Source organism: Pseudomonas sp. FP2254, from assembly GCF_030687695.1.
GTDB lineage: Bacteria > Pseudomonadota > Gammaproteobacteria > Pseudomonadales > Pseudomonadaceae > Aquipseudomonas > Aquipseudomonas quebecensis.
The window spans coordinates 5070824-5095850 of record NZ_CP117444.1 but is presented as its reverse complement, the minus strand read 5'-3'; the positions used below and the strand labels follow the sequence as shown (position 1 = coordinate 5095850).

Genomic DNA, 25027 nt, shown 5'->3' with positions numbered 1-25027 from the left:
GGGCGACCTTCAAGGCCGCCCTTATTACTTATTGAGGTGTTGAGAGTCTTAGGTGGGGGTCTGAAACTTTACCGTTTTCTACTAACCGCTTTCCACCGTAGTCGCAGCGTAGTTTTCCGTCCACTACGCCGAAAGTTTCTACCTTGAGTGCGTATTTATCTGCTAGATAATCATCTTCAGTTCCGGATGTTTGCCCTGTCCATGTCTTGCCGTTGCTGGTAGCTGTGTACTTGAAGCCGTCACCGTAAGCCCCCGGAAGGCTAGCGTCGTGGAACTTTTCAGACTTAATAGAGTTTTTTTCAGGGCAATCTTTGATATCTGCAGCGTGAACACTTCCCGCGAATGCCAAAACGGCCAAAGTTCCCATAGCAATTTTGTAAGTCATGGCGCATCCCTTATACGTGAATTGAAGTCTGATGATAAGTTTGGCTTCTAGCGTTGGATACTGTAATAAATGACAGTTTTATATATTGATTAGTGATTATTGAAGGCGTGCGTTATTTCGAATGCCTCAAAGAGATGACTTTCGTTTGTTGTGATTAAGTTTGTGGTCGGCTAAAAGAACCTGCAAAAAGCCGAAGCTGCACACATTCACCTGCTCATCAAACCCGTGTCGCCATGTAGACGACCTCGGGCATATGGGCTTTGGCGTGAGCAATCCGGTGATGCGATGAGAGCCAAAATGTGGGAAAGGGGGTTGTGGTATTTGGGATATCAGCGGTTGGCCAGGGCGCCCTGATAGACGGTGGGGCCGGTGGGTTGCTTGCTCACCGAACCGCCTTTGGTCTCCGAACTCACCATCAACTCCACCGGTTTGCTGATGGACGCTTGCTGACGTGGGTTCAGGCCAATGATGCCTTTGCCGTCCTCCGGCAACAGGCCCAGGGAGATCGGGGTGCCGTCTTTGGGGATCGCCCACAGTTCCAGGCTCTTATCCGGCTCCGCCGCGGCGGCGGCGATGGGTTGCACTTCGAGGTAATCCTTGTGCGCCATGATCTGCGCGGCCGGCTGCTGGGTGGTGGTCACCAGGGTGGCGGCGGATTTGACGCTGTCGTGGGTGTAGATCGCGCCGCCGATGCCGGCAACCACCACGACACAGGCGCCGACGAACAGGCGAGGGCGGCTCCAGAATGCAGGCTTGTGCTCAATCACTGGGGGTTGGATCGCAGTCATAAGTCTCTTCCTGACAAATTTTGTAGTCAGTTCATGGACCCGCTTTGGCTGGATCGGTTCCTCCCAGGGCTTGGAACAACCGACCGGTTACCCAGTCCAACGCCTGCTTTTGCCCTTATATCCCGAGGTTGGTCCAATGAAGATTTCACGCGGTTTCGCCCTTTCCTGCCTGATGACGCTGGCTGCCGGGCCCGCATTCGCCGCAGGCTTCAGCCTGGGCGACGCGGCCAATGCGATTTCCGGTATGCAGGGTGGCAACAACAAAGCCGCCGCTGCCGCACCGTCGTCCGAGACGGCCGACCTGCTGAGCGCGTTGACCTCGCAACTGAACGTCACGCCGGAGCAAGCCATCGGCGGCACCGGCGCCATGCTTGGCCTGGCGCGCAACCAGTTGAGCGGCAAAGACTACTCACAGTTGGGCCAGAGCGTGCCCGGGCTTGACCAGTTGTCGGGCAACAATGCTCTGGGCAGCCTCGGAGCCTTGAGCGGGATGCTCGGCCAGACCGGCGGCAGCAAGACCAGCGGCCTCGACGGCCTGCTGGGTAACGTGAAGAACACCAACGACCTCAACACCGCGTTCAGCGCCCTGGGCATGGACAGCGGCATGGTCGGTCAGTTTGCCCCGGTGATCCTGCAGTTCCTGGGCAGCCAGGGCGCCAACAGCTCGGTGCTGGGCAAACTGGCTCAGGCCTGGGGCACCGGCAGCTGATTACCCCTGCGTGCGCAGGTGTTCGATGCGCGCGTCTTTCTCTTCCCAGAGCTGGTTGACCCAGCTCTGTACGGTCTGGCGAAACGCCGGATCGTTCTCGTAATCTCCCTGCCACAACGCCGGGTCCAGCTCGCGGGTCTGGATATCGATGATCACCTTCGGCACCGCGCCGCTGATCAAGTCCCAGAACCCCGGAGTGTGCTGCGACGGGTAGACCACGGTGACGTCGAGAACCGCATCCAGCTGTTCACCCATCGCCGCCAGCACAAACGCCACACCGCCCGCCTTGGGCTTGAGCAACCGCTTGAACGGTGACGCCTGCTGCGCGTGCTTGGCCTGGCTGAAGCGCGTGCCTTCCAGGTAATTGACCACCGTTACCGGCTGGCGCTTGAACAGCTCACAGGCCTGTTTGGTGATCTTCAAGTCCTGGCCCGCCAGCTCCGGGTGCCTGGCCAGGAACGCCTTGGTGTAGCGCTTCATGAACGGGTAATCCAGCGCCCACCAGGCCAGCCCCAGGAAGGGCACCCAGATCAGCTCTTTTTTCAGGAAGAACTTGAAGAACGGCGTACGCCGGTTGAGGGCCTGGACCAGCGCCGGGATGTCCACCCAGGACTGGTGGTTGCCGATGACCAGGTACGACGTGTCGCTGCGCAAATCCTCCCCGCCACGAATGTCCCACTGCGTTGGAATGCACAGGGCGAAGATCAGCTTGTCGATCTCGGCCCAGGTCTCGGCGATCCACATCACCGCGCAGGACATGTAGTCCCGATAACGACCGGGCGCCACCAGCTTGAGCAGGGCAAACACCATCAGCGGCCCGATCAGGACCAGCGTATTGAGTAACAGCAGCAATGTAACCAGACAGCCGGTGAGCAGGCGGCGCATAAGCAACTCTTTGGCAGGGTGTGGGCGGGCCATGATAAGCAGCTTGAGTCTAGAGGCCAAATCACAAAACGCCGGGGGATCTAACTAAGTAGCGCTTATGCGGTCTAGAATCCGCCTACTTCTTTTCCAAGGAATCACTTCGTGAAACTGCTCCTTGCCTCCCTCGCCCTGGTTGCCCTGCCGGTCATGGCCGCCGAACCGACCCTTTACGGTCGCTACGAATACATCCAGTTGCCGGAGATCGGCGAGACCTTTAAGGCCAAGATGGACACCGGCGCGCTGACCGCCTCGCTGTCGGCCCGTGACATCCAGACCTTCACCCGCGATGGCGACGACTGGGTGCGCTTCCGCCTCGGCGGCACGGGCGCATCCGACAAGGTCTACGAACACAAAGTCTCGCGCATCAGCAAGATCAAGAGCCGTGCCGACGAAGATGATGACAAGGACGAAGCCACCGTGGCCAAACGCCCGGTCATCGACCTGGAAATGTGCCTGGGCAACGTCAAGCGCACCGTCGAGGTCAACCTCACCGACCGCAGCAGTTTCAATTACCCGCTGCTGATCGGTGCCAAGGCCCTGCGTGAATTCGGCGCTGCGGTAAACCCGGCCCGTCGGTACACTGCTGACAAACCGGACTGCTGACGGACCGCCATGCCCCACATCCTGATTGTCGAAGACGAAGCCGCGATTGCCGACACGTTGATATTCGCCCTGCAAGGCGAGGGCTTCGGCACTACTTGGCTGAGCCTGGGCCAGGCGGCGCTGGAGCATCAACGCAAGACGCCGGCCGACCTGATCATTCTCGACATCGGTCTGCCGGATATCAGTGGCTTTGAGACCTGCAAGCAGTTGCGCCGTTTCAGCGAAGTGCCTGTCATGTTCCTCAGTGCCCGCGACGGCGAGATCGACCGGGTGGTGGGGCTGGAGATCGGCGCCGACGATTACGTGGTCAAGCCGTTCAGCCCAAGGGAAGTGGCGGCGCGGGTCAAGGCGATCCTCAAGCGCGTCGGCCCCGGCGTGGCGCCGACGCTGTTCCAGGTGGACCTGGAGCGCATGCAGATCGCCTATCGCGGTCAGCCCTTGAGCCTGACGCGCCATGAATTTCGTCTGCTGCAGAGCCTGCTGGAACAACCTGAGCGGGTGTTCAGCCGCGAACAGCTGCTCGACGCCGTGGGCGTGCCCGCCGATGCCGGCTACGAGCGCAACATCGACAGCCATATCAAAAGCCTGCGCAGCAAACTGCGCGGCGTTGCCGCCGAAGCCGAACCGATCCAGACCCATCGCGGCCTCGGCTACAGCTACAGTCCGAGCCACGGCTGATGCGCCTGGGGCTGCGGATTTTCCTGGTGTACGCGCTGTTTATCGGCCTGACCGGCTATTTCGTGCTCAGCACCGTAATGAAGGAAATCCGCCCCGGCGTGCGCCAGTCCACCGAAGAAACCCTGGTGGACACTGCCAACCTGTTGGCCGAGATCCTGCGCGATGATGTGAAAAATGGCACCCTCGGCCAAAGCCACTGGCCCGAATTGCTCAAGGCCTACGGCAACCGCCAGCCGGGCGCGACCATTTGGGGGCTGCCGAAAAACCAGGTCAACCACCGTATCTACGTGACCGACGCCAACGGCACCGTGCTGCTCGATTCCAGCGGCGTGGCGGTGGGCCAGGACTATTCGAAATGGAACGACGTTTACCTGACCCTGCGTGGCGAATACGGCGCGCGCTCCACCCGCAGCAACCCGGAGGACGCCACCTCGTCGGTGATGCACGTGGGCGCGCCGATCCGCGATAACGGCCAGATCATCGGCGTGGTCACCGTGGCCAAGCCGAACAGCTCGTTGCAGCCTTACGTCGACCGTACCGAGCGGCGCCTGCTGTGGTACGGCGCCGGCCTGGTGACCCTTGGTTTGCTGTTGGGCGCCTTGTTGTCGTGGTGGTTAAGCGTTGCGTTAAGACGACTGACCGCCTATGCCGAAGCGGTCAGCGAGGGCCGGCGTGCCGAGTTGCCGCATTACCGCGGCGGCGAGTTGAAGCAGTTATCCACCGCGGTGGAGCACATGCGCACGCAGTTGGAGGGCAAGGCCTACGTCGAACATTATGTGCACACCCTGACCCACGAGCTGAAAAGCCCGCTGGCGGCCATTCGCGGCGCGGCGGAGCTGTTGCAGGGCGATATGAGCCGTGAGCAGCAGCAGCGCTTCGTCGGCAATATCGACAGCGAAAGCGCGCGCTTGCAGCAGTTGATCGAACGCCTGCTCAACCTGGCGCAGGTGGAGCAGCGCCAGGGATTGGAAGAACAAGTGAGTATCCCGCTGGCGGCCCTGGTAGACGATGTGCTCAATGCCCAATGTGCGCGCATCGAAGGCGCCGGGTTACACGTCGAACAAGCGATTGCGGCGGATGTGAAAGTGTTTGGCGAACCCTTCCTGTTGCGTCAGGCGTTGGGCAATCTGCTGGACAACGCCCTGGATTTCACCCCGTCGGGTGGCACGTTGCGCTTCAGTGCGAGCAGCCGGCACAACGATGTGCAGGTGAGCCTGTTCAACCAGGCCGCGCCGATTCCCGACTATGCCTTGCCCCGCTTGAGTGAGCGGTTCTATTCATTGCCGCGTCCGGTCAGTGGGCGCAAGAGCACGGGCCTGGGTTTGAACTTCGTCGAGGAGGTAATGAAGCTGCACGGCGGCGCCCTGCAGATCGGCAACACGTCGGGCGGCGTGCAGGTGGTGCTGCATCTCCACACAGTCTCCACAATGCCCACATAAAACACCCACGCACGCGGCTCACGCTCTGCCCATCAAAACAGGGAGAGCCCCATGAACCGCAGCCTGCTTTTCAAACTTGGCGCCATTGCGCTACTGATCCTGCTGTTGCTGATTCCGTTGTTGATGATCAACGGCATCATCAGTGACCGCCAGCAACTGCGCGACGGTGTCGTGATGGACATCGCCCGCAGCTCCAGCTACGCCCAGCGCCTGACCGGGCCGGTGATGGTGGTGCCATATCGCAAGACCGTGCGTGAGTGGAAGCTCAACGAGAAGCTCAACAAGCGCTACGAGGAAACCCGTGAAGAGCGCGGCCGCTTGTATTTCTTGCCGGACCGTTTTGAACTCGATGGCAAGGTGCAGACCGAGTTGCGCGCGCGGGGTATTTACCAGGCGCGGCTGTTCCATGCCGACACCCGTATCAGCGGGCGTTTTGAGCTGCCTGCGCAGTTGGGCATCACCGAACACTTTGAGGATTACCGTTTTGAGCCGGCTTTTCTGGCGGTGGGTATCAGCGATATTCGCGGCATCGAAAATGCGCTGAAGCTGGAGCTGGGCAGCCAGCGCCTGGAATTCGAACCAGGCTCACAAGTGGACTGGCTGGGGGAGGGCGTGCATGTGGCGCTACCGGAACAGGACAGCAAAAAGCCGGCGATGGTGGACTTCGCCTTCGACCTGCGCCTGCAAGGCACCGAACAACTGCAAGTGGTACCGGTGGGCAAGACCAGCCAGGTTTCCCTCGCGTCCAACTGGCCGCACCCCAGCTTTATCGGCAACTTCCTGCCGGCCCAGCGTGACATCACCGACAAAGGCTTCACCGCCAGCTGGCAAACCTCGTTCTTCTCCACCAACCTCGAACAGGCCCTGCAAGCCTGCCTGGATCGCCAGGGCTGTGAGGACTTCAACAACCGCAGCTTCGGCGTGAACTTCATCGATCCGGTGGACCAGTACCTCAAGAGCGACCGTGCGATCAAATATGCGCTGCTGTTCATCGCCCTGACCTTTGCCGGCTTCTTCCTGTTCGAAGTGCTCAAGAGCCTGGCGGTACACCCGATTCAATATGCCTTGGTGGGCGTGGCGCTGGCGTTCTTTTATCTGCTGCTGTTGTCGCTGTCCGAGCACCTGGGGTTTGCCCTGGCGTACCTGATTTCCGCAAGCGCATGCGTGATGTTGATCGGTTTCTATGTGTGCCATGTGCTGCGAAGCGTCGCCCATGGCCTGGGGTTCTCAGCGGGGCTCGCGGCGTTGTATGGCTTGTTGTATGGGCTGCTGAGTGCGGAGGATTACGCACTGCTGATGGGCTCGCTGCTGCTGTTCGGCCTGCTCGGGACGGTGATGGTGCTGACGCGCAACCTGGACTGGTACGGCGTGGGCAAGCGCAAGGCGACCGAGCCGCTGCAGTTTGATCTGGAGGCGGTGCAATGATCGGCTTGCGCGAGGATCGACAAGTAGGGGCGCAGTTAGCCACAAGGATCGCCACATTCCTTGCTGTCGCCACCGTCCAAGGTGGGGGTGGGCTTGCCCGCGATAGCGGTGGTTCACAAACAGATGTACTGAATGACATACCGCAGTCGCGGGCAAGCCCGCTCCCACATTGGGTCGGTGTGCAGGTCAGGCCGGTGGTTGGGTCTGCTGCATCGAAGGCCGCTGGCTGACGTCGGCGTACCAGGCGGCAAGCTGCGGGTTGTCTACGCGCCATTGCATATCCGGATGGCGAAAATCCAGATAGCCCAAGGCACAGGCCACGCTGATCGCGGCGACGTCGAAATGGCTGGCCAGTTCGGCGATGGCATTCTGTTCCAGCTCGGCGAGGGTGCGGCGGATTTTGTTGCGCTGTTCGTCGAGCCACTGATCCCAGTGTTTCTCCACCGGGCGCAGGGCGGTTTCATAGCGCACCAGCACGGCGGCATCCAGGATGCCGTCGGCCATCGAGGCCAGGGTCAGGCGACGCCAGCGCGCCGAGCCGTCGCGGGGGATCAGCGGGTTGCCGACGTGCTGGTGGTCGAAGTAATCGAGGATCACCCGGCTGTCGTGCAGCACGCTGCCATCGGCCAGGCGCAGGGCCGGGATCTTGCCCACGGGATTGCCGTCGACCAACTGCGCATCGGGGTTGACCGGCGTCGGCATGCAGGCGTGCAGGGCCACGCGGTCCTGCTGGCCGGTTTCGAACAACAGCACGCGCACTTTACGCACGAACGGCGATGCAGGGTTGTGGAACAAGGTCATGTTGGGCGTGGACATGGGCATTCCTCTGGATTGACTGTGGCTAGCCTAGAGGGTCGCGCGGTGGCTGGCGAGGGGCAGGTTGAGGGCTCATCGGGGGCAAGCCCCCTCCCACACTTTGAATGTGTTCACAAATCAAAAATGTGGGAGGGGGCTTGCCCCCGATGAGGCCCTCAGCCACGACGCTTGAACAACCCCCAACTACCAATGGCCGCCGGTATGCCCAACCCCACCCAGCTCAACGAATCCCATAGCCCATCCCCCAGCAACGCCGCAAACAACCCCGCGGCGCTGAGCACGCCAATCCCCAGCGGAATGCCAAATACCTTCCAGAAACTCGACTGGCGTGGCCTCATGCCTTGCCCGCCCTGCGCTTGGCGATCCACAAGTAGATCCCGCTGATCAGCACGACGATGGTCAGCCCGTCCAACAGCGCCCACAGGACTTTCATCGGCATGCCGCCATAGTCGCCAAAGTGCAGCGGCTGGGACAGGCCCATGGCGTCCATGTACCAGGGCCGCTCGGCGATGGCCGTGACCTGCAGGGTGCTGGCGTCGATCAGCACCGGGGTGAGCAGGTGCGAGGTCAGGTGGGTGCTGCCTTTCATGAACACCGCGTAGTGATGCTCGCTGGAAAAGCGCGTACCGGGGAAGGCGATAAAGTCCGGCTGCATGCCGGGTGCGGCGCGTGCGGCGATGTTCAGCAACTCGCTGGCCGGGGCGCGTGAGGTCAGCGGCGGCGCGTCCTTGTACGGTTCGATCAGGGCCGTAAGGCTGTCCTGGCGCCAGGCGGCGATGATCAGGTCGGCGCAGGCGCTGATCACGCCGGTCACGCCCACCACCAGCGCCCAGGTCAACGTGACCACGCCGATCAGGTTATGCAGGTCGAGCCAGCGCAGGCGAGTGGTTTTGTCCCGGCGCACGCTGGCGAATTTCAGACGGCGCATGAACGGCAGGTACAGCACCGTGCCGGAAATGATCGCCAGCACAAACAGCACGCCCATGAACGCCAGCAGCAGCTTGCCCGGCAGACCGGCGAACATATCCACATGCAGGCGCAGCAAAAACAAGGTGAAACCGCCATTGGCCGAGGGCATCTCCAGCGCTTCGCCGGTGCGTGCATCGAGCTTGAAGGTGTGGGACGCGTTCGGCTCCGTGCCGGCGGTGGCGGCCATAATCGCGATCACACCGTTCGGGTCGTCTTCATCCCAGGCCAGGTATTGCAGGGCCTCTGCGGGGCGATGGGCCAGGGCCTTGTTCGCCAGTTGTTCCAGGTTCAATCGCGGCGTATCGGCCGGCATCTGCTGGAGCTGGGGTTCGTTGCCCAGCAGATGGTCGATCTCATGGTGAAACACCAGCGGCAGGCCGGTGAGGGCGAGCAGCAGCAGGAACACCGTGCAGATCAGGCTGGTCCAGGTGTGGACGAAGGACCAGCGTCGGATGGTTGTGCTTTTCATGCTTCAGCCTGCTGCCTGTGCGCCGATCACCATTGGTACGTGGCGCTGGCGACGACGCTGCGCTGGTCGCCGAAGTAGCAGTAGTTGCCATCGCAGGTGGACAGGTAGTCCTTGTTGAACAGGTTGGTGGCGTTCACCTTCAGCGACGCGCCTTTGAGGCTGTTGTCCAGGCGACCGAGGTCGTAATGCACAGCGCCATCGAACACGGTGTAGGCGTTGGCCTTACCCAGCCAGGTGTTCGCCTGGTCGCCGTAGGTGTTGCCGGTGTAACGCGCGCCAAAGCCAATGCCGAAGCCATCGAGCACGCCGGTGTGCCAGGTGTAGTCGGTCCACAGCGACGCTTGCTGATTGGGCATCAGTTGCAGGCGGTTGCCTTTGTATTGGCCTTTTTGCACCTCGGATTTGGCCAGGGTGTAGGCGGCGATCACCTTGAGGTTATCGGTCACGTCAGACACCGCTTCCAATTCCAGGCCCTTGACCTTCACTTCGCCGGTCTGGTCGGTGACGGAAACGCCGCCGGCCTGGAAGCTGGTCACCAGCACGTTCTTTTGGGTCAGGTCATAGACCGCCGCGCTCAGCAGGGTGTTGGAGCCGGGCGGCTGGTATTTGACCCCCAGTTCCCATTGCTTGCCTTCGGTGGGTTTATACGACTTCACGGGGTCGACGCTGGCGTTGCTCGCCGGCTGGAACGACTCGGCGTAGGACAAGTACGGCACGAAACCGGAGTCGAACACGTAGCTCAAGGCCGCGTTGCCGCTGAAGTTCTTGCTGCGGTCAGTGTTGGTGGCGTCGTTCTTGTTGAAGTAGGTGGTGCCCTGGTGCACCCAGTCCTCACGGCCACCCAAGGTCAGGCGCCAGTTGTCCAACGCCATTTGGTCCTGGACGTAGAGCCCGGTTTGCACGGTTTTCTGGTTGTAGTCATAGAACGCTGTGGAGCGTGCAGGACGTACGGTCGGGCCCCCGTAGGTCGGGTTGAAAATATTGGTGCCCGAGGCCACGCCGAAGATCGACAGATAGGACGTGTCGGTACGCTGATGATCCAGGCCCAGCAGCAGGGTGTGGGTGATGTCGCCCGTGGCAATGTCGGCCTGGAAGTTGTTGTCCACGGCGAACTGGCCGATGTTCTCGTCCACATTGGTGGTGGACCGGCTGATATTGCCCGCCGCATCGGCCGGCGAGAAGGCGTAGGAGCCCACGGTCAGTTGCTGGAACGACAGCTCGGACTTGGTGTAACGCAGGTTCTGCTTGAACTGCCACGTATCGTTAAAGCGATGCTCGAAGGCATAGCCCAGCGCGTAATAGGTGCGGTCGTAGAACTCATAGTCCGGATCGCCGAGGTTCTTGTGGTGAGACACCTCCCCCAGCGGCGATTTGATCTTGGTGCCCTGGATCGGCAGGAACTGGCTGGTGGCGCCGGTATCGTCGCGGGTGAACTGCGACAGCAAGGTCAGCCGGGTGTCGGGGTCGATGTTCCAGGTCAGGCTGGGGGCGATGTTGTAGCGCTTGTTATCGATGTGATCGACCTGGGTGCCGGAGTCGCGCACCACGCCGCTCAGGCCATAGAGAAACTGGCCGTCGTCGTCGATCTTGCCGGTGCTGGAGAAGTTGATCTGGCGGTGGTTGTCGCTGCCGTACTGCACTTGCACCGCATGGCTGGCCTGCTCGCTGGGACGGCTGCTGACCATGTCCAGCAGGCCACCCGGCGGGGTCTGGCCGTACACCGACGAGGCCGGCCCGCGCAGCAGGGCCAGGCGGTCGAGGTTCCAGGTCTCGGCTTTTGGGTTGGCATACACGCCGCGTGGCAGGGGCAGGCCGTCGAGGAATTGGGTGGGTTCGAAGCCGCGTACCCGCATCCAGTCGTAGCGTGTGTCGCTGCCGTAGCTGGCGGACACGATGCCGGGCATGTATTTCACCGCATCATCGAGGGTGTGAACGCTGCGGTCCTGCATTTGCTGGCGGGTGGCGACGGAGATCGAGCGTGGCGCTTCCACCAGGGCGGTGTCGGTCTTGGTGCCGGCGGCGGTGCGTGTCGCCAGGTAGCCTTGGGCCGGGCCCCAGGCACTTTCATAGCTGCCTTGCCCGGTGATGTTGGTTTCCGGCAATGCCACCACGCCGTCCGGAATCGCCACCAGGGTAAATGTCCCGGCGCTGCTCTGTTCCAACTGCAATCCCGTGCCGCGCAGGGCCTGGCGCAGTGCGCTCTGGGCATCGAACTGGCCGTTTACGGGGGCGGAGGTTTTACCGGCGGCCAGGGCCGGGTCGAGGGTCAACGCCAGGCCGGCCTGGCTGGCGATCTGGTTGAGCGTGCTGGCCAAAGGCGCCGCCGGCAGGTTGTAGGCACGCACACTGGAGGCCTGTTCGGCGGCCAACAGCTGAGGCGTAATCAGCGGTGTGCTGAGGGCAATGGCCACGGCCAACAGACTGGGGCGCAGCAGGGTATCTAGCGTGCGGGACATAAGGCGGCTCCTGAATGGAAGTAATTCGCAATTGCCTATGTGCCGAGCGAGATTCGAAAAGTGATAGGGCGGGATGAAAATATTTTTTGCCGGGGATTTCTCGGTGTGTTTGAAGGCCTATCGGAGGCAAGCCCCCTCCCACAGTTAATCGGGTTTTGTTCAGGTAAATGTGGGAGGGGCTTGCCCCCGATAGCCTCAGCCCAGGCATTACTGATGCCTAAGGCCTGGCACCCACCGTCACCCACCACGGCGTGCGCTGCCTGATCTGCACCGGTAATGTCGGCAACAGCGCATTGAGCGCCAGTGTGGTGTCGTGCAGCGGGAAGCTGCCGGTGATGCGCAGGTCGGCCACGGTTTTATCCACACCCAGGTAACCGGGCCGGTAGCGGCTCAATTCCTCGATCACGTCGCCCAGGCGCGCGTTGTCCACCACCAGCATGCCGCGTGTCCACGCATCGGTGGCAGGGCTCACCGCCAGCAGTGGGCCGAGGCCGTCGCTGCGCATCAGCACCTGCTGGCCTTCTTTGAAGATCTGTTCCTGATGCAGTGCCTGCGGCTGCGCCGCCACGGCTGACTGCAGCACGCTCAGGCGCGTGGCGTCGTCTTCGCGCTTGACGATAAACCGCGTGCCCAGCGCCCGCAGGCGGCCGTCGCGGGTTTGCACGTAGAACGGGCGAGCGTCGTTGTGGCCGGTTTCGACGAGGATTTCACCGTCCTGCAACACGATCAATCGGCGCTTTTCATCGAAGCGCACGTCGATGGCGCTGTGCGTGTTGAGGTTGATCTGCGTGCCGTCCGACAGTTTCAGGGTGCGCTGCTCGCCGGTGGCGGTGCGTTGATCGGCCAGCCAGTAGTGGATCGGCACATAGCGCTCGCCCGCAAACAAAGCCAGGCCGCAGATGAGCGCGATGCTCGCCAGGCCGCTGCCGAGCTTGCGCACCCGTTGGCGAATGGCCTGGCGCGACTGCAACAGCGCCGCCCGCGCCGGGCCCGAGGCGACGCTGAAACGTTGGTCGAGCATGCCCAGCTGCCGCCAGGCGCGGGCGTGTTCTTCATCGCTGGCCAGCCATTTGCTGAACTCTTCCCGTTCCAGGGCACTGTCATCGCCCGAATCCAGGGACAACTGCCAGGCAATGGCGGCATCGAGCACGCGGGCCGAGACCGGTCGGGTGCCGATCGCACTCATGTCGGCTCGCCATACAGCGCGATGTAGCACTGGCGAATGCCCTGGGCCAGGTACTGGCGCACGCGCGGCACCGACACGCCGAGGCGCTGGGCGATCTGCGCATGGCCGAGGCCGTCGAGGCGGCTGTAGAGAAACGCCGCGCGAGCCTTGCTCGACAGTGTGCCAAGCAGACGGTCGATGGCCTTGAGGTCTTCGAGGATCAGGTGCTGGGCTTCGGGGGAGGGGTGTTCGCTTTCCGGGATCAGCATCAACTCGGCCAGGTAAGCCTGCTCCAGCGCCGTGCGCCGGAAATAGTCGAACAGCAGGCCCTTGGCGATGGCCACCAGAAATGCCCTTGGCTCGCGCGGTTCCGGCAACGTGACGCGACCCAGCAGGCGCATGAACGTGTCCTGGCTCAGGTCTTCGGCGCGGCTCGGGCAGGCCACGTTGCGCCGCAACCAGGCCAGCAGCCAGCCGCGATGGTCGCGATACAACGCACCAACCCGCTCACTGTGTGGGGTCTGGATCGACGACAAGGCATCACCGAATAAACAAGAGGTTTAAACTAACGAGAATTATTCGCGATTGTGTCAGAGGCGGTGGGTGGGCGCAATTGGCGTCTGTCGGGAGATGAGATTAAAACGATGGCGCCTGTTGGCGCCGTTTCCATTGGCTTACGCGCCCGTGCAATGCGTGCGGCGTGTCGATGAACTGCCGACGCGCACGGCTGAACAGGATCAGCATCAATTCCGCCGTGGCCAGGGCGTCAGCGCTGGCGTGGTGGCGTTCGCCGACCTCCAGGTGGAAATACTTGACCCAATCGTCCAGCCCAGCCTCGCGAATAGGTGCTTCGGGGCATAGCAGCGGGGCGATGTCGGCCACATCCAGAAACGGGTGAACCAGGCGATACCCCAGGCTGTCCTTGAGCGCGCGGCCCAGCATGTGTTGATCGAACGGCGCATGGAACGCCAGCAACGGGCTGTCACCGAGGAACTCCATGAAGTCCAGCAGGGCCTCCACCGGGTCGCTGCCGGCGGCAATCGCACTGGGCCCCAGGCCGTGGATCAGCACACTGGGGCTGAGTCGGGTGTGGGCGCGGTGCAGGGTGCGTTCGAACAACTGGGAAAAATCCACCGCGCCATCCTCGATCACCACTGCGCCAATGGACAGCACCTGGTCACGGTTGAGGTTCAGGCCGCTGGTTTCCAGGTCCAGCACCACCCAGCGTTGGCTGCGCAAGGCGTCTTCACTCAGCGGCGCGGGTTTGCGCAGTTGCGCCAAGCGTCGTTGCTGCGTCGCATCAAGCTGGGGTTTGGCCGTGCGCAGCCAGCCGAACAGGCTCACAGCTGATACCGCAAGGTCAGGCTGCTTTGCAGGCGCTGGGCCTGGCGCAGGGATTCGCGCAGGATGCGCCGGTCCAGGTGGTTGAGACTGTCGGGGTCGACGCGGTTCGAATAGGGCTGGTTTTCGCGACTTTGCCGTTGATGCTGCTGCATGCGGGTTTGCTGGATAAAGTGGTAGGCCTCTTCGTACGCGGCGCCGTCCAACGCTTCGATGACCTCCCTGACCACCAATTGGCGCAGCCGCTCCAGCGTGTTGTTGGCGTGAATGCCATTGGCCAGGGCCAGCAGACGCGCGCCATCCACGAACGGGGTGAGGCCCTGCACCTTGAGATCCAGGGTGGCTTTTTCGCCGGCTTTGCGGCTCAGCACAAAGTCACGGAAACGTCCGACCGGAGGGCGCTGGCGCAGCGCGTTCTCGGCCAGCATGCGTTGGAACAGGCGGTTATCCGCGACCTGATCGAGAGCGCCCTGGCGCAGCAGCTCGCAGCCTTGCTCGTCGCCCCACACCACGCGCAAGTCAAAATAGATACTCGAACCCAGCAGGTTTTCCGGCGTCGCCTCGCGAATGAACGCCGCAAAGCGCCGTGCCCATTCGGCCCGCGACAGGCACAACTCCGGGTTGCCGGCCATGATATTGCCCTTGCACAGGCTGAAACCGCATAGCGCCAGGCTCTGGTTGATCTGCTGGGCCAGCGGCAGCAGGCGAGCACGGATCGCAGCCGCGTCGGCGGCGTCCCTGGCCTCGAACAGAATGCCGTTGTCCTGGTCGGTGTACAGCGTCTGCTCGCGACGGCCTTCGCTGCCGAAGCACAGCCAGCTGAAAGGCACGCCCGGGTCGCCCTTTTCAGCGAGGGTCAGCTCGATCACCCGGCAAACGGTGTGATCGTTGAGCAGGGTAATGATGTGGGTGATCTGGGTGGATGACGCGCCGTGGGCCAGCATGCGCTCGACCAATTGGCCGATCTCGCCGCGAATCGCCACCAGGTTGTCGATACGCGGGGCGTTGCGGATGGTGCGCGCCAGGTGCACGAGATCCACGCGTTGCAGGGAAAACAGATCGCGCTCGGACACCACGCCGCACAGGCGCTGGTCCTTGACCAGGCACACATGGGCAATATGCCGTTCGGTCATGGCGATGGCGGCGTCGAAGGCGCTGTGGTCCGGCGTCAGGAAGAACGGTGCCTGGGTCATGTGCGCGTCGATGGCCTGGCTGAAATCGCTGACGCCGTCGGCCACCACATGGCGTAGGTCGCGCAGGGTAAAAATCCCCAGCGGCGCCTTGTTGTCGTCGACGATGACAATGCTGCCCACTTGCTGCTCGTGCATCAGTGTCACCGCTTCGCGCAATGGCGTGTGCGGGCTGCAGGTGACCGGATGGCGCATGGCCAAATCGCCCAGGCGCGTATTGAGCGAGTATTGGGTGCCGAGGGTTTCCACCGCTTTTTGCTGCACTTGCTGGTTAACCTGATCCAGCAGGCTGCTGACGCCGCGCAGGGCAAAGTCGCGAAATGGGCTGGAGAGGGCGAACAGCTTGATAAAGGCTGGCTTGTTCAGTTGCAGGCAAAAGGTGTCTTCGGCGGCCTTGTGCTCGGTGCGCGTGGCGCGTTCGCCCAACAGCGCGGCCAGGGGGAAGCATTCGCCGGTGGTGATTTCGAAGGTGGTCTCGGTGGTGTCCGGCCGTTCGCCGATCACGCGGCCTTGTTTGACAATGTAGAAATGTTCGACCGGCCCGCCGGAGGGTTTGAGGATGCTGTCACCGGGAGCATAAAAGCGTAATTGGCATTGTTCCACCAGGTACGCCAGGTGCGCGTTTTCCATCTGGTTGAACGGCGGGAAGCGTTGCAGGAACTGCAGCGTGCCCTGGATATTTTGCAACACGGCAGTTTTCCCCGCCTGGGCGAAGGCATCAGCTTTACTCATTACAGTGACCGCGTTTTTTTGTCGTTATCGAGGTGCATGGTCGGCTCCTGCGCCACGGGTGCCCATTGGACGTAAGTCTAGGTCTATGAAAACGCAGCGGGACTAGGGAAAAACCTTACATGGTTATCGTCCAAACCCCGTAGAACGCCCACTAGGCAAACTTTCCGACGAAGTGCACATTGTTCGACCTTCCGCAGATGTCTGACGAGTGCTGGGAGATTGATTAGAACCGCTGAGAACCGTATGTCCGACCACGATATTTTGAGTGATGCCGAGCGCGAGGCGCTCAACGCCGTGATGCTGGAACCCGATCTACCGCCACAACGCGTGTTGATTGTCGACGACGACAAGGACGCGCGCGAACTGCTGGCGGAGATCCTGGGCCTGGACGGCATTCGCTGCATGACCGCCGACAGTGGTGAGCGGGCGTGGGACTTGTTGAAATCCAGCAGCTCCATCGGCTTGTTGATTACCGACCTGCGCATGCAACCCAGCAACGGGTTGGAGCTGATCAAACAGGTGCGCGAATCCACCCGCGCGGCGCTGCCGATCATCATCATGTCGGGGGATGCCGAAGCGCCCGATGTCATTGATGCCATGCATTTGAGTGTGGTGGATTTTCTGCTCAAGCCGATTGATAGCGTGAAACTGGCGAAGTTGGTGAAGCGGGAGCTGGGGATGGCTTCCTGATTTTGCAGTGAATGTGCGGGGCTCAACGGCGGCAGGCTTCTCACACTGTTGACCGCGTACTTCCTGTAGGAATGCGTTCACCGTTTGCTCGTTCACCCTCAAAGAAAAAGCCCTGATCTTTCGATCAGGGCTTTTTCATTTACAGGCCGTTTTTAGCCTTGAATTCCCGACGCCGACGGTGCAACACCGGCTCGGTATACCCATTAGGCTGCTTGGTCCCTTCAATCACCAGTTCCACCGCCGCCTGGAACGCGATGTTGCTGTCGAAATCCGGTGCCAAAGGGCGATACAGCGCGTCCCCGGCGTTCTGGCGGTCCACCACCGGCGCCATGCGCTTGAGGCTTTCCATCACTTGCGCTTGATTGACGATGCCATGGCGCAGCCAGTTGGCGATGTGCTGGCTGGAAATACGCAGGGTGGCACGGTCTTCCATCAGGCCGACGTCGTTGATGTCCGGCACTTTCGAGCAGCCGACGCCCTGGTCGATCCAGCGCACCACATAACCGAGGATGCCCTGGGCGTTGTTGTCCAGCTCGTTGCGGATTTCTTCCTCGGTCCAAGCGGTGTTCTGCGCCAGCGGGATGGTCAGGATATCGTCCACCGAGGCGCGCTCGCGCTTGGCCAGCTCGGCCTGGCGCGCGAACACGTCGACCTTGTGGTAGTGCAGCGCGTGCAATGCGGCCGCCGTGGGTGAAGGCACCCAGGCGGTGTTGGCGCCGGCCAGGGGGTGGGCGATTTTCTGTTCGAGCATCGCCGCCATCAGGTCGGGCATTGCCCACATGCCTTTACCGATCTGTGCACGCCCTTGCAGGCCGGTGCTCAAGCCGATATCGACGTTCCAGTTTTCATACGCCGCGATCCACTTTTCCGACTTCATCGCTGCCTTGCGCACCATCGCGCCGGCTTCCATGGAGGTGTGGATTTCATCGCCGGTGCGGTCGAGGAAGCCGGTGTTGATAAACACCACACGCTCGCTGGCGGCCTTGATGCAGGCTTTGAGGTTGACCGTGGTGCGGCGCTCCTCGTCCATGATCCCGACTTTGAGGGTATTGCGCGGCAGGTTCAGCACGTCTTCGATGCGGCCGAACAGCTCGTTGGTGAACGCGACTTCTTCCGGGCCGTGCATCTTCGGTTTCACGATGTACACCGAACCGGTACGGCTGTTCTTGCGGCTGGTATTGCCGTTGAGGCTATGGATCGCCGCCAGGCTGGTGATCAGGCCGTCGAGAATACCTTCGGGCACTTCGTTGCCGTTTTTATCCAGAATCGCGTCGATGGTCATCAGGTGGCCAACGTTGCGCACGAACAGCAGCGAGCGGCCATGCAGCGTCACGTCCTGGCCATCCACGCCGGTGTAGACACGGTCGGGGTTCATGGTGCGGGTGAAGGTCTTGCCACCCTTGGCCACGTCTTCGGCCAGGTCGCCCTTCATCAGGCCGAGCCAGTTGCGGTAGATCACCACTTTGTCGTCGGCATCCACGGCGGCGACGGAATCCTCGCAGTCCATGATGGTGGTCAGCGCGGCTTCCATCAGCACGTCTTTGACGCCGGCGGCGTCGGTCTGGCCGACCGGGGTGCTGGCATCGATCTGGATTTCGAAGTGCAGGCCGTTGTGCTTGAGCAGGATCGCGATCGGTTGGGCGCTGTCGCCCTGGAAGCCGATCAATTGACTGTCGTCGCGCAGGCCGCTGTTGCTGCCGCCTTTGAGGCTGACGATCAGTTTGCCGTCGGCAATTTTGTAGCCGGTGGAATCGACATGGCTGCCGGCGCTGAGCGGTGCGGCTTCGTCGAGGAAGGCGCGGGCGAAGGCGATGACCTTGTCGCCGCGCACCTTGTTGTAGCCTTTGCCCTTCTCGGCGCCATCGGCTTCGCTGATGGCGTCGGTGCCGTAGAGCGCGTCGTACAGCGAACCCCAGCGGGCGTTGGATGCGTTGAGGGCGAAGCGCGCATTCATTACCGGCACCACCAACTGCGGGCCGGCCATGCGCGCGATTTCGTCATCGACGTTTTGGGTCGAGGCCTGGAAATCCGCGGCTTCTGGCAGCAGGTATCCAATGTCTTGCAGGAAGGCTTTGTAGGCCACCGGGTCGTGGGCCTGGCCGGCATGGGTCTGGTGCCAGGTATCGATCCGCGCTTGGAAATCATCGCGTTTGGCGAGTAGGGCTTTGTTCTTCGGCGCCAGGTCGTGGATGACCTTGTCGGCACCGGCCCAGAACTGGTCGGCAGTGATGCCGGTACCGGGAATGGCTTCGTGGTTCACGAAGTCGAACAGGACTTTGGCGACCTGCAGGCCACCGACTTGAACGTGTTCAGTCATTGCTTGCCTCACTCTGCGGAGCTTATGCGCTGTTTCAGATTTTCATTATGTAGTGCACGGTTGGGCATACTACATGATGACTTGCGGTTGTGAAAATTAGACTAAATACGTCGTTTAGCGACCCACTTTGGTCGTACGGTCACAGCGGAGAACGGTATGTTCTCAAAAACCTATTGGATTGTTCCAGATAAATATAAAAATGGTACACGATTTGTTTTCGAGGGCCCTCGGGTCCACCTTGTAGATTGACTTCCAGAGGGCTTCGCTATGGACCATCTTGTACTCACTATTATTGCCGCCGACAAACCCGGCCTGGTGGAACGCATCGCGCAGAACATCGCTGCCCACAGCGGCAACTGGCTGGAAAGCCGCATGGCCCACATGGCGGGGCAGTTTGCCGGCATCCTGCGGGTGAGTGTGCCGACGGAGAATTGTCAGGCCCTGGTGGGGGCGTTGGAGGACTTATCCACCCACGGCATTCGCGTGCTGGTGGGCGAGGGCAGCACCGGGCAGGCACCGGCTTCCAAGCCCATCGTGATGACGTTGGTGGGCAATGATCGCGCGGGCATCGTGCGTGAGATCACGGCGCTGTTGAGCCGGCAGGGCGTCAACCTCGAGAGCCTGAGTACGGGCGTAAGCCCGGCGCCGATGAGTGGGGACCTGCTGTTCAAGGCCGAGGCGCTGTTGCAGGTGCCGTCGACGTTGCCCCTGGATGCGTTGCAAGCCTCGCTGGAAAAACTGGCCGATGATCTGATGGTGGAACTGCACCACGAAGAGTAATCACAGGGTTATGCATGGAAATCTTGCATGGGCCTGTGGATAACCTGTAGAGACTGCTCGGCAGGCCACGTGGGCCGAGGCTCTTCGTAAACTGAGCAAAAAACGAGCAGTTTCAATGGCTTGTGCACAAATGGCGGGGACCAGGTTGTGGATAACCTTGGGGTGAATGTCTGCAAGCCACACAGACCGTGGCTTGCAGAGTTTTGTACGTTATTTGATCAGCGTTTACGTACGCTCAGCCAGGCGTCCACGCTGTACACCAGCAGCCCGGCCCAGATGAACGCGAAGGCCAGCAGCGTGCTCGGCGCCAAATGTTCGCCGAACAGCAGCACCGCTTCCAGCAACACCAACGTGGGCGCCACGTACTGCAAAAAGCCCAATGCGGTGTAAGGCAAATGCCGCGCGGCGGCGTTGAAACACACCAGCGGGATCAGCGTCACCGGGCCCGCGGCCACCAGCCACCAGGCTTCGGAGGTGCTCCAGAATGCCAGTTGCGCACTGTGGGCGCTGGGGTTGAACAGCAGCCACGCGACTGCAATCGGCACCAGCATCCACGTCTCTACCACCAGCCCCGGCAACGCCTTGACCGGTGCCTGCTTGCGGATCAATCCGTAGAAACCGAAGGTCAACGCCAGCGCCAGCGACACCCATGGCAAGCTACCGACCTGCCACACCTGTTGCGCCACGCCCACGGCGGCCAATATCACCGCCACCCATTGCAAGCGGCGCAGACGCTCGCCCAACAGCAGCATGCCCAGCAGCACGTTCACCAGCGGGTTGATGTAGTAACCCAGGCTCGCTTCGAGCATGCGCCCGCTGTTGACCGACCACACATAGGTCAGCCAGTTGGCCGCAATCAGCGAACCGCTCAGTGCCAAAATCGCCAGTCGCTTGGGGTTGTCGCGCAGCTCGCGAAACCAGCCGGGATGTTTCCACACCATCAGCAGCAAGCCCCCGAACAGCGCCGACCACAGCACCCGATGCACGATGATCTCGGCGGCGGGTACGCTGGCGATGGCTTTGAAGTAGAGCGGGAACAGGCCCCAGATGACGTAGGCGCTCAGGCCCAGGATGTACCCCTTGCGGGGGTTGGCGGCTTGCATGCGGAATCCTTGCTTAGGCAGCTAACAAAGCGCGATTGTAAGGATATTTCTCAACCAATGGGACTGCTTGGTAATGAGTTGTGCTTTGTATGGGAGGGGCAAGGCCCTCCCACCTTAAAAGCAATCAGAAGAGTTTCAGCGGCTCTTCGTTGAGGGCTGAGAGTTGCTCACGCAACGCCAGGACCTGATCGCCCCAATACCGCTCCGTGCCGAACCACGGGAAGCTGTGGGGGAACGCCGGATCATCCCAACGCCGCGCCAGCCAGGCGCTGTAGTGCATCAAACGCAAGGCGCGCAGCGGTTCGATCAGCGCCAGTTCTCGCGGGTCAAAATCGTGAAACTCCCGGTAGCCGTCCATTAATTCCGACAGCTGGCCCAGGCATTCCTGGCGATCACCGGCGAGCATCATCCACAGGTCCTGCACCGCCGGGCCCATGCGGCAGTCGTCCAGGTCAACGATATGGAACATCTCGTCGCGGCACATCATGTTGCCGGGGTGGCAATCGCCGTGCATGCGGATGTTCTTGTGCGGGGTGGCCTTGTACACCTCCTCCACGCGTTTGAGCAGGTCGCGCGCCACCGATTCGTAGGCCGGCAGCAGGCTTTTGGGAATGAAATTACCCTCCAGCAGCGTGGTTAGCGAATCGTGCCCGAAGTTCTTCACTCCCAATGCTTCGCGGTGTTCGAACGGCCGCGTGGAGCCCACGGCGTGCAAGCGCCCCAGCAGTTGCCCCAGGCGATAGAGTTGGTCCAGATTGCCCGGTTCCGGCGCACGGCCGCCGCGCCGAGGGAACAGGGTAAAGCGGAACCCCGCATGCTCGAACAGGCTTTCGCCGTTGTGGATAAGCGGCGCCACCACCGGTACATCGCACTCGGCCAGTTCAAAGGTGAAACGGTGTTCTTCCAGAATCGCTTCGTTGGTCCAGCGCTGCGGCCGGTAGAACTTGGCGATCAGCGGCTCGGCGTCTTCGATGCCCACTTGGTACACGCGGTTTTCGTAGCTGTTGAGCGCCAATACGCGGGCATCGCTTAAAAAACCGATGCTTTCGACGGCGTCGAGTACCAGGTCGGGGGTGAGTGTTTCAAACGGGTGGGCCATGCGAACTCCTGCGCGCAGCAGGGCGCCGCGTCCGGCCGGGTATGGTAACGCACACGGCTTGAGATAGGGGGCGACTGTGCCATTGTCATCGGGGGCAAACTCCCCCCACCTTTGAAGGTCATCACCAGTCAAAATGTGGGAGGGGGCTTGCCCCCGATAAGGCCGTGTCAGGCGCCGACGATCCCGCCGTCATCCCGCCGAATGGCCAGCACCGACGAGCGCGGTTTGCCGTTGGGCAAGTGCTCCGGCCAGGTCGAACCGCCGGTTTCGCCCGGGTGCTGGATGCCCACAAACAGCGTCTTCTGATCCGGCGCGAAGCTGATGCCGGTCACCTCGCACGCCACCGGTCCGACCATGAAACGGCGGATTTCGCCGGTGCTCGGGTCGGCGCAGAGCATTTGATTGTTGCCCATGCCGGCGAAGTCGCCGCTGTTGCTGTAGTCGCCGTCGGTGAGAATCCACAGACGCCCGGCCTTATCGAAGCCCAGGCCGTCGGGGCTGTTGAACATGTTCTGCGGGTTGATGTTCGACGAGCCGCCCTTGGGCGCGCCGGCGTGCACCTGCGGGTTGCCGGCCACCACGAACAGGTCCCAGCTGAAATCGTCGGCACCATGGTCGTCGGCGTTGGCCTTCCAGCGCAGGATCTGGCCGTAGACGTTCTTCTCGCGTGGGTTGGGCCCGCCCACTGGCTGGCCGTCCTCGCCGCGCTTGGCGTTGTTGGTCAGGGTGCAATAGACCTGGCCGTCGGTGGGGCTGACCACGATCCATTCCGGGCGGTCCATGCGCGTGGCCTTGACCACGCTGGCGGCCAGGCGCGCGTGAATGAGCACTTCGGCCTGGCTGGCGAAACCGCTGCCGGCGTCGATGCCGTTTTTGCCATGGGTCAACTCCACCCACTGACCCTTGCCACGCGGATGGTCGGCGTTGCCGTCGCCGGCATCGAAGATCGCCACGTACAAGGTGCCGTGGTCGAGCAGGTCTTTGTTGGCTTTGGGGTTCTTGTGGTTGATCTTGTCGCGGCTGACGAACTTGTAAATGAACTCACCGCGCTCGTCATCGCCCATGTACACCACGGCGCGGCCATCACGGGTTTGCGCCAGTGCCGCGTTCTCGTGTTTGAAGCGGCCCAGGGCCGTGCGTTTGGCCGGGGTGGACTGCGGATCGAACGGGTCGATTTCCACTACCCAGCCATGGCGGTTGAGTTCGTTGGGGTTCTTGGCCATGTCGAAACGCGGGTCGTGCAGGTGCCAGTTGATCTCTTTGCTGGCCGCCACCACGCCGTAGCGTTTCTGCCCGGCGTCGAAGGCTTGCTGCGGGTTGCTGCTGCCGAAGCAGTCGGTGAAGTTTTCTTCGCAGGTCAGGTAGGTGCCCCAGGGGGTCATGCCGTTGGCGCAGTTCTGGAAGGTGCCGAGGGCTTTCTTGCCGGACTTGTCGGCGCTGGTCTTCAACCACTCATGGCCGGCGGCGGGGCCACTGAGGCGGATCGGCGTGTTGCCGTGAATGCGACGGTTGTAGCGTGAGTCCTGAACGAAGTGCCAGGTGTCACCCTTACGCCGAATTTCGATGACCGATACGCCTTCGCTGGCCTGGGCCTTGCGCACCTCTTCGGCCGATTGCGGCGTACCGCCGTGGGCATAGAGATAACGGTAGTTGGTGTATTCGTTATTGATCGCCATCAGCGCGCGGTTGTTGTCGCCGGGGAAGGGGAACAGGCTCATGCCGTCGTTGTGATCACCGAACTGCTGCTCCTGTGCCACCGCTGTGCCGTTGCCGGACGGGTCGAAGGCCGGCGCATTCTTGTGCAGCGGCTGGCCCCAGCTGATCAGCACCGAGGCGCTGTAGCCTGGCGGCAGGCTGATGGTGTCGCTGGTGGCGGCGGCGATGCTGTCGAAACCCAGCAACGGGCTGGCGTTAGCGGCATTGACCGCCAGGGCGCTGCGGCTGAGCAGGTTGCCGCCCAGGAACATCGCGGCACCGCACAGGGCGCCGGCACCGATAAAGCGGCGACGGGTCAGGCCGACCATCTGTTCGAGGTCGGTGGCTTGGTTCTCTTCTAACAGGCTCATCTCAGGCTCCTTGAGTGCTTTTTGCCAACACCTTAAGCAGCGGCCGTGACGAAATTGTTGCAGTTTGAAGAAACGCCTCCCTTATACCGGCGTTCCCAGCAATACCTGGCTCGGCGCGAATTGCACCTGGATCGGCTGGCCGGTTGCCGCGCCCAGTGCTTCAAATGCATTGGCCTGGGCCAAAGCGCAGAGGACCAGGCCATTTGGCAAGATGATGCGCACTTCGGCGGGGCCATCGTCGGCGTGGAGAATTGTCTCGATTACGCCGTCCAGGCAATTGTTTCCAGGTGTTGCGGTTTGCCCTGGGCCCAGCAGCTCCAGCCACCCGGCCTTGATCAGCGCCACGGTTTCCACGCCCGGTTCCAGTTCCAGCCGTTGCGTGCTGTCGTGGGTGATCTGCGCCTTGAGCGTCAGGCCACCGGCCAACTGCAGATGGATCAGGTCATTGCGGCCCTGAGACTCGATGGCGTGGACCCGGCCATGCAACTGGTTGCGGGCGCTGGTGCGCAGCATCAGGCGGCCGAGCAGGTTGAAATCACTGGCCGCTTCGTCCGACGCCAGCACCTCGGCCTGCAGTAGTTGCAGGCGCTGATACAGGCGCAACACCCGCTCGCCCTCGTGGGTCAGCCGTGCACCGCCGCCGCCTTTGCCGCCCACACTGCGCTCGACCAAGGGCTGTTGCGCGAGGTTGTTAAGCTCATCGATGGCGTCCCACGCGGCTTTGTAACTCAGGCCCGCGCTCTTGGCCGCGCGGGTGATCGAGCCTTGTTCGGCAATATGGGCCAGCAGCGCAATACGCTGCGGGCGGCGGATGATGTGTTGGCTGAGGGGCGTCGGCAGAGGCATGGCAATACGCTTGAATGGGCTCGACCGAACGTTGCGG

The 25027-nt window shown here is 61.9% G+C and carries 23 protein-coding genes; 7 read left to right on the top strand and 16 right to left on the bottom strand.

Annotated elements, in window-relative coordinates:
• Positions 1-28 precede the first annotated feature (28 nt).
• Together PSH94_RS23525 and PSH94_RS23520 are read right to left on the bottom strand one after the other, a co-directional pair.
• On the bottom strand, positions 29-385 hold the full coding sequence (locus tag PSH94_RS23525) for a hypothetical protein (RefSeq protein ID WP_305435893.1): 357 nt from the start codon (positions 383-385) through the stop codon (positions 29-31).
• Positions 386-714: 329 nt separating this feature from the next.
• On the bottom strand, positions 715-1173 hold the full coding sequence (locus tag PSH94_RS23520; protein ID WP_181080181.1) for an anti-sigma factor domain-containing protein: 459 nt from the start codon (positions 1171-1173) through the stop codon (positions 715-717).
• Positions 1174-1309: 136 nt separating this feature from the next.
• On the opposite strand from PSH94_RS23520, the gene PSH94_RS23515 reads away from it, so the two are divergent.
• Positions 1310-1882, top strand: coding sequence for a DUF2780 domain-containing protein (locus tag PSH94_RS23515; RefSeq protein ID WP_181080182.1), 573 nt, complete (start codon positions 1310-1312; stop codon positions 1880-1882).
• On the opposite strand, the gene PSH94_RS23510 is transcribed toward PSH94_RS23515, so the two are convergent.
• Positions 1883-2767 (bottom strand): acyltransferase, encoded by an 885-nt coding sequence (locus tag PSH94_RS23510; RefSeq protein WP_305435892.1) that lies wholly within the window; start codon positions 2765-2767, stop codon positions 1883-1885. It abuts the gene before it with no gap.
• Between the two features lie 141 nt (positions 2768-2908).
• On the opposite strand from PSH94_RS23510, the gene PSH94_RS23505 reads away from it, so the two are divergent.
• From PSH94_RS23505 to creD, 4 genes are read left to right on the top strand one after another with little or no spacing between them, the layout of a single operon-like run.
• The gene (locus PSH94_RS23505; RefSeq protein WP_181080184.1) at positions 2909-3409 is read left to right on the top strand and encodes an ATP-dependent zinc protease; all 501 of its coding nucleotides are present in this window, start codon (positions 2909-2911) and stop codon (positions 3407-3409) included.
• Between the two features lie 9 nt (positions 3410-3418).
• Entirely contained in the window at positions 3419-4087 is a 669-nt protein-coding gene (creB, locus tag PSH94_RS23500) for a two-component system response regulator CreB (protein WP_305435891.1), read from the top strand.
• Complete coding sequence (gene creC / locus PSH94_RS23495) at positions 4087-5526, top strand: two-component system sensor histidine kinase CreC (RefSeq protein WP_285428044.1); 1440 nt, start codon at positions 4087-4089, stop codon at positions 5524-5526. The genes creB and creC overlap by 1 nt, the downstream gene beginning before the upstream one ends.
• 51 nt (positions 5527-5577) lie before the next feature.
• Positions 5578-6951 carry a cell envelope integrity protein CreD gene (gene creD / locus PSH94_RS23490; RefSeq protein ID WP_181080187.1) on the top strand — a complete coding sequence of 458 codons (1374 nt, stop codon included), beginning with the start codon at positions 5578-5580 and terminating at the stop codon, positions 6949-6951.
• A gap of 186 nt (positions 6952-7137) precedes the next feature.
• Here creD and PSH94_RS23485 read toward each other — a convergent pair whose 3' ends face one another.
• From PSH94_RS23485 to PSH94_RS23450, 8 genes are all read right to left on the bottom strand, one after another.
• Positions 7138-7767: a glutathione S-transferase gene (locus PSH94_RS23485; protein WP_305435890.1), complete on the bottom strand. Its 630-nt coding sequence runs from the start codon at positions 7765-7767 to the stop codon at positions 7138-7140.
• 155 nt (positions 7768-7922) lie between these two features.
• The gene (locus PSH94_RS23480; protein ID WP_181080189.1) at positions 7923-8105 is read right to left on the bottom strand and encodes a hypothetical protein; all 183 of its coding nucleotides are present in this window, start codon (positions 8103-8105) and stop codon (positions 7923-7925) included.
• Positions 8102-9205: a PepSY domain-containing protein gene (locus PSH94_RS23475; protein ID WP_305435889.1), complete on the bottom strand. Its 1104-nt coding sequence runs from the start codon at positions 9203-9205 to the stop codon at positions 8102-8104. The genes PSH94_RS23480 and PSH94_RS23475 overlap by 4 nt, the downstream gene beginning before the upstream one ends.
• 26 nt (positions 9206-9231) lie before the next feature.
• Complete coding sequence (locus tag PSH94_RS23470; RefSeq protein WP_305435888.1) at positions 9232-11661, bottom strand: TonB-dependent siderophore receptor; 2430 nt, start codon at positions 11659-11661, stop codon at positions 9232-9234.
• Between the two features lie 217 nt (positions 11662-11878).
• Positions 11879-12847 (bottom strand): FecR domain-containing protein, encoded by a 969-nt coding sequence (locus tag PSH94_RS23465; protein WP_181080192.1) that lies wholly within the window; start codon positions 12845-12847, stop codon positions 11879-11881.
• Positions 12844-13362, bottom strand: a complete 519-nt coding sequence (locus PSH94_RS23460; protein WP_305435887.1) for an RNA polymerase sigma factor — start codon at positions 13360-13362, stop codon at positions 12844-12846. The genes PSH94_RS23465 and PSH94_RS23460 overlap by 4 nt, the downstream gene beginning before the upstream one ends.
• A 100-nt stretch (positions 13363-13462) precedes the next feature.
• On the bottom strand, positions 13463-14170 hold the full coding sequence (locus PSH94_RS23455; RefSeq protein ID WP_266247134.1) for a PolC-type DNA polymerase III: 708 nt from the start codon (positions 14168-14170) through the stop codon (positions 13463-13465).
• The gene (locus tag PSH94_RS23450) at positions 14167-16089 is read right to left on the bottom strand and encodes a putative nucleotidyltransferase substrate binding domain-containing protein (protein WP_305435886.1); all 1923 of its coding nucleotides are present in this window, start codon (positions 16087-16089) and stop codon (positions 14167-14169) included. Before PSH94_RS23450 ends, PSH94_RS23455 begins: the two co-directional genes overlap by 4 nt.
• Positions 16090-16332: 243 nt before the next feature.
• Here PSH94_RS23450 and PSH94_RS23445 point away from each other — a divergent pair, with 243 nt between their 5' ends.
• Positions 16333-16779, top strand: a complete 447-nt coding sequence (locus tag PSH94_RS23445; protein WP_181080196.1) for a response regulator — start codon at positions 16333-16335, stop codon at positions 16777-16779.
• A gap of 139 nt (positions 16780-16918) precedes the next feature.
• Here PSH94_RS23445 and PSH94_RS23440 read toward each other — a convergent pair whose 3' ends face one another.
• Complete coding sequence (locus PSH94_RS23440; RefSeq protein WP_305435885.1) at positions 16919-19096, bottom strand: malate synthase G; 2178 nt, start codon at positions 19094-19096, stop codon at positions 16919-16921.
• A gap of 267 nt (positions 19097-19363) precedes the next feature.
• On the opposite strand from PSH94_RS23440, the gene PSH94_RS23435 reads away from it, so the two are divergent.
• Positions 19364-19876, top strand: coding sequence for a glycine cleavage system protein R (locus PSH94_RS23435; protein ID WP_305435884.1), 513 nt, complete (start codon positions 19364-19366; stop codon positions 19874-19876).
• A gap of 218 nt (positions 19877-20094) precedes the next feature.
• On the opposite strand, the gene rarD is transcribed toward PSH94_RS23435, so the two are convergent.
• The 4 genes from rarD to PSH94_RS23415 form a co-directional block, all read right to left on the bottom strand.
• Positions 20095-20979 carry an EamA family transporter RarD gene (rarD, locus tag PSH94_RS23430; protein ID WP_285428038.1) on the bottom strand — a complete coding sequence of 295 codons (885 nt, stop codon included), beginning with the start codon at positions 20977-20979 and terminating at the stop codon, positions 20095-20097.
• Between the two features lie 124 nt (positions 20980-21103).
• A complete protein-coding gene (locus tag PSH94_RS23425) occupies positions 21104-22078 on the bottom strand; it encodes a serine/threonine protein kinase (RefSeq protein ID WP_305435883.1) in 975 nt (324 codons plus the stop codon).
• Positions 22079-22245: 167 nt separating this feature from the next.
• Entirely contained in the window at positions 22246-24144 is a 1899-nt protein-coding gene (locus PSH94_RS23420) for a PhoX family phosphatase (RefSeq protein ID WP_181080200.1), read from the bottom strand.
• Positions 24145-24225: 81 nt separating this feature from the next.
• Positions 24226-24990 carry a TOBE domain-containing protein gene (locus PSH94_RS23415; protein ID WP_253509629.1) on the bottom strand — a complete coding sequence of 255 codons (765 nt, stop codon included), beginning with the start codon at positions 24988-24990 and terminating at the stop codon, positions 24226-24228.
• Positions 24991-25027 lie beyond the last annotated feature (37 nt).

Excerpts from the sequence above, each read along its gene's own strand:
- PSH94_RS23510 (WP_305435892.1), bottom strand. The coding sequence starts at position 2,767 with ATGCGCCGCCTGCTCACCGGCTGTCTGGTTACATTGCTGCTGTTACTC.
- PSH94_RS23470 (WP_305435888.1), bottom strand. The coding sequence starts at position 11,661 with ATGTCCCGCACGCTAGATACCCTGCTGCGCCCCAGTCTGTTGGCCGTG.
- PSH94_RS23485 (WP_305435890.1), bottom strand. The coding sequence starts at position 7,767 with ATGTCCACGCCCAACATGACCTTGTTCCACAACCCTGCATCGCCGTTC.
- creD (WP_181080187.1), top strand. The coding sequence starts at position 5,578 with ATGAACCGCAGCCTGCTTTTCAAACTTGGCGCCATTGCGCTACTGATC.
- PSH94_RS23415 (WP_253509629.1), bottom strand. The coding sequence starts at position 24,990 with ATGCCTCTGCCGACGCCCCTCAGCCAACACATCATCCGCCGCCCGCAG.
- PSH94_RS23420 (WP_181080200.1), bottom strand. The coding sequence starts at position 24,144 with ATGAGCCTGTTAGAAGAGAACCAAGCCACCGACCTCGAACAGATGGTC.
- PSH94_RS23440 (WP_305435885.1), bottom strand. The coding sequence starts at position 19,096 with ATGACTGAACACGTTCAAGTCGGTGGCCTGCAGGTCGCCAAAGTCCTG.
- PSH94_RS23435 (WP_305435884.1), top strand. The coding sequence starts at position 19,364 with ATGGACCATCTTGTACTCACTATTATTGCCGCCGACAAACCCGGCCTG.
- PSH94_RS23480 (WP_181080189.1), bottom strand. The coding sequence starts at position 8,105 with ATGAGGCCACGCCAGTCGAGTTTCTGGAAGGTATTTGGCATTCCGCTG.
- PSH94_RS23475 (WP_305435889.1), bottom strand. The coding sequence starts at position 9,205 with ATGAAAAGCACAACCATCCGACGCTGGTCCTTCGTCCACACCTGGACC.
- PSH94_RS23445 (WP_181080196.1), top strand. The coding sequence starts at position 16,333 with ATGTCCGACCACGATATTTTGAGTGATGCCGAGCGCGAGGCGCTCAAC.
- PSH94_RS23450 (WP_305435886.1), bottom strand. The coding sequence starts at position 16,089 with ATGAGTAAAGCTGATGCCTTCGCCCAGGCGGGGAAAACTGCCGTGTTG.
- rarD (WP_285428038.1), bottom strand. The coding sequence starts at position 20,979 with ATGCAAGCCGCCAACCCCCGCAAGGGGTACATCCTGGGCCTGAGCGCC.
- creB (WP_305435891.1), top strand. The coding sequence starts at position 3,419 with ATGCCCCACATCCTGATTGTCGAAGACGAAGCCGCGATTGCCGACACG.
- PSH94_RS23525 (WP_305435893.1), bottom strand. The coding sequence starts at position 385 with ATGACTTACAAAATTGCTATGGGAACTTTGGCCGTTTTGGCATTCGCG.
- PSH94_RS23520 (WP_181080181.1), bottom strand. The coding sequence starts at position 1,173 with ATGACTGCGATCCAACCCCCAGTGATTGAGCACAAGCCTGCATTCTGG.
- PSH94_RS23515 (WP_181080182.1), top strand. The coding sequence starts at position 1,310 with ATGAAGATTTCACGCGGTTTCGCCCTTTCCTGCCTGATGACGCTGGCT.
- PSH94_RS23465 (WP_181080192.1), bottom strand. The coding sequence starts at position 12,847 with ATGAGTGCGATCGGCACCCGACCGGTCTCGGCCCGCGTGCTCGATGCC.
- creC (WP_285428044.1), top strand. The coding sequence starts at position 4,087 with ATGCGCCTGGGGCTGCGGATTTTCCTGGTGTACGCGCTGTTTATCGGC.
- PSH94_RS23425 (WP_305435883.1), bottom strand. The coding sequence starts at position 22,078 with ATGGCCCACCCGTTTGAAACACTCACCCCCGACCTGGTACTCGACGCC.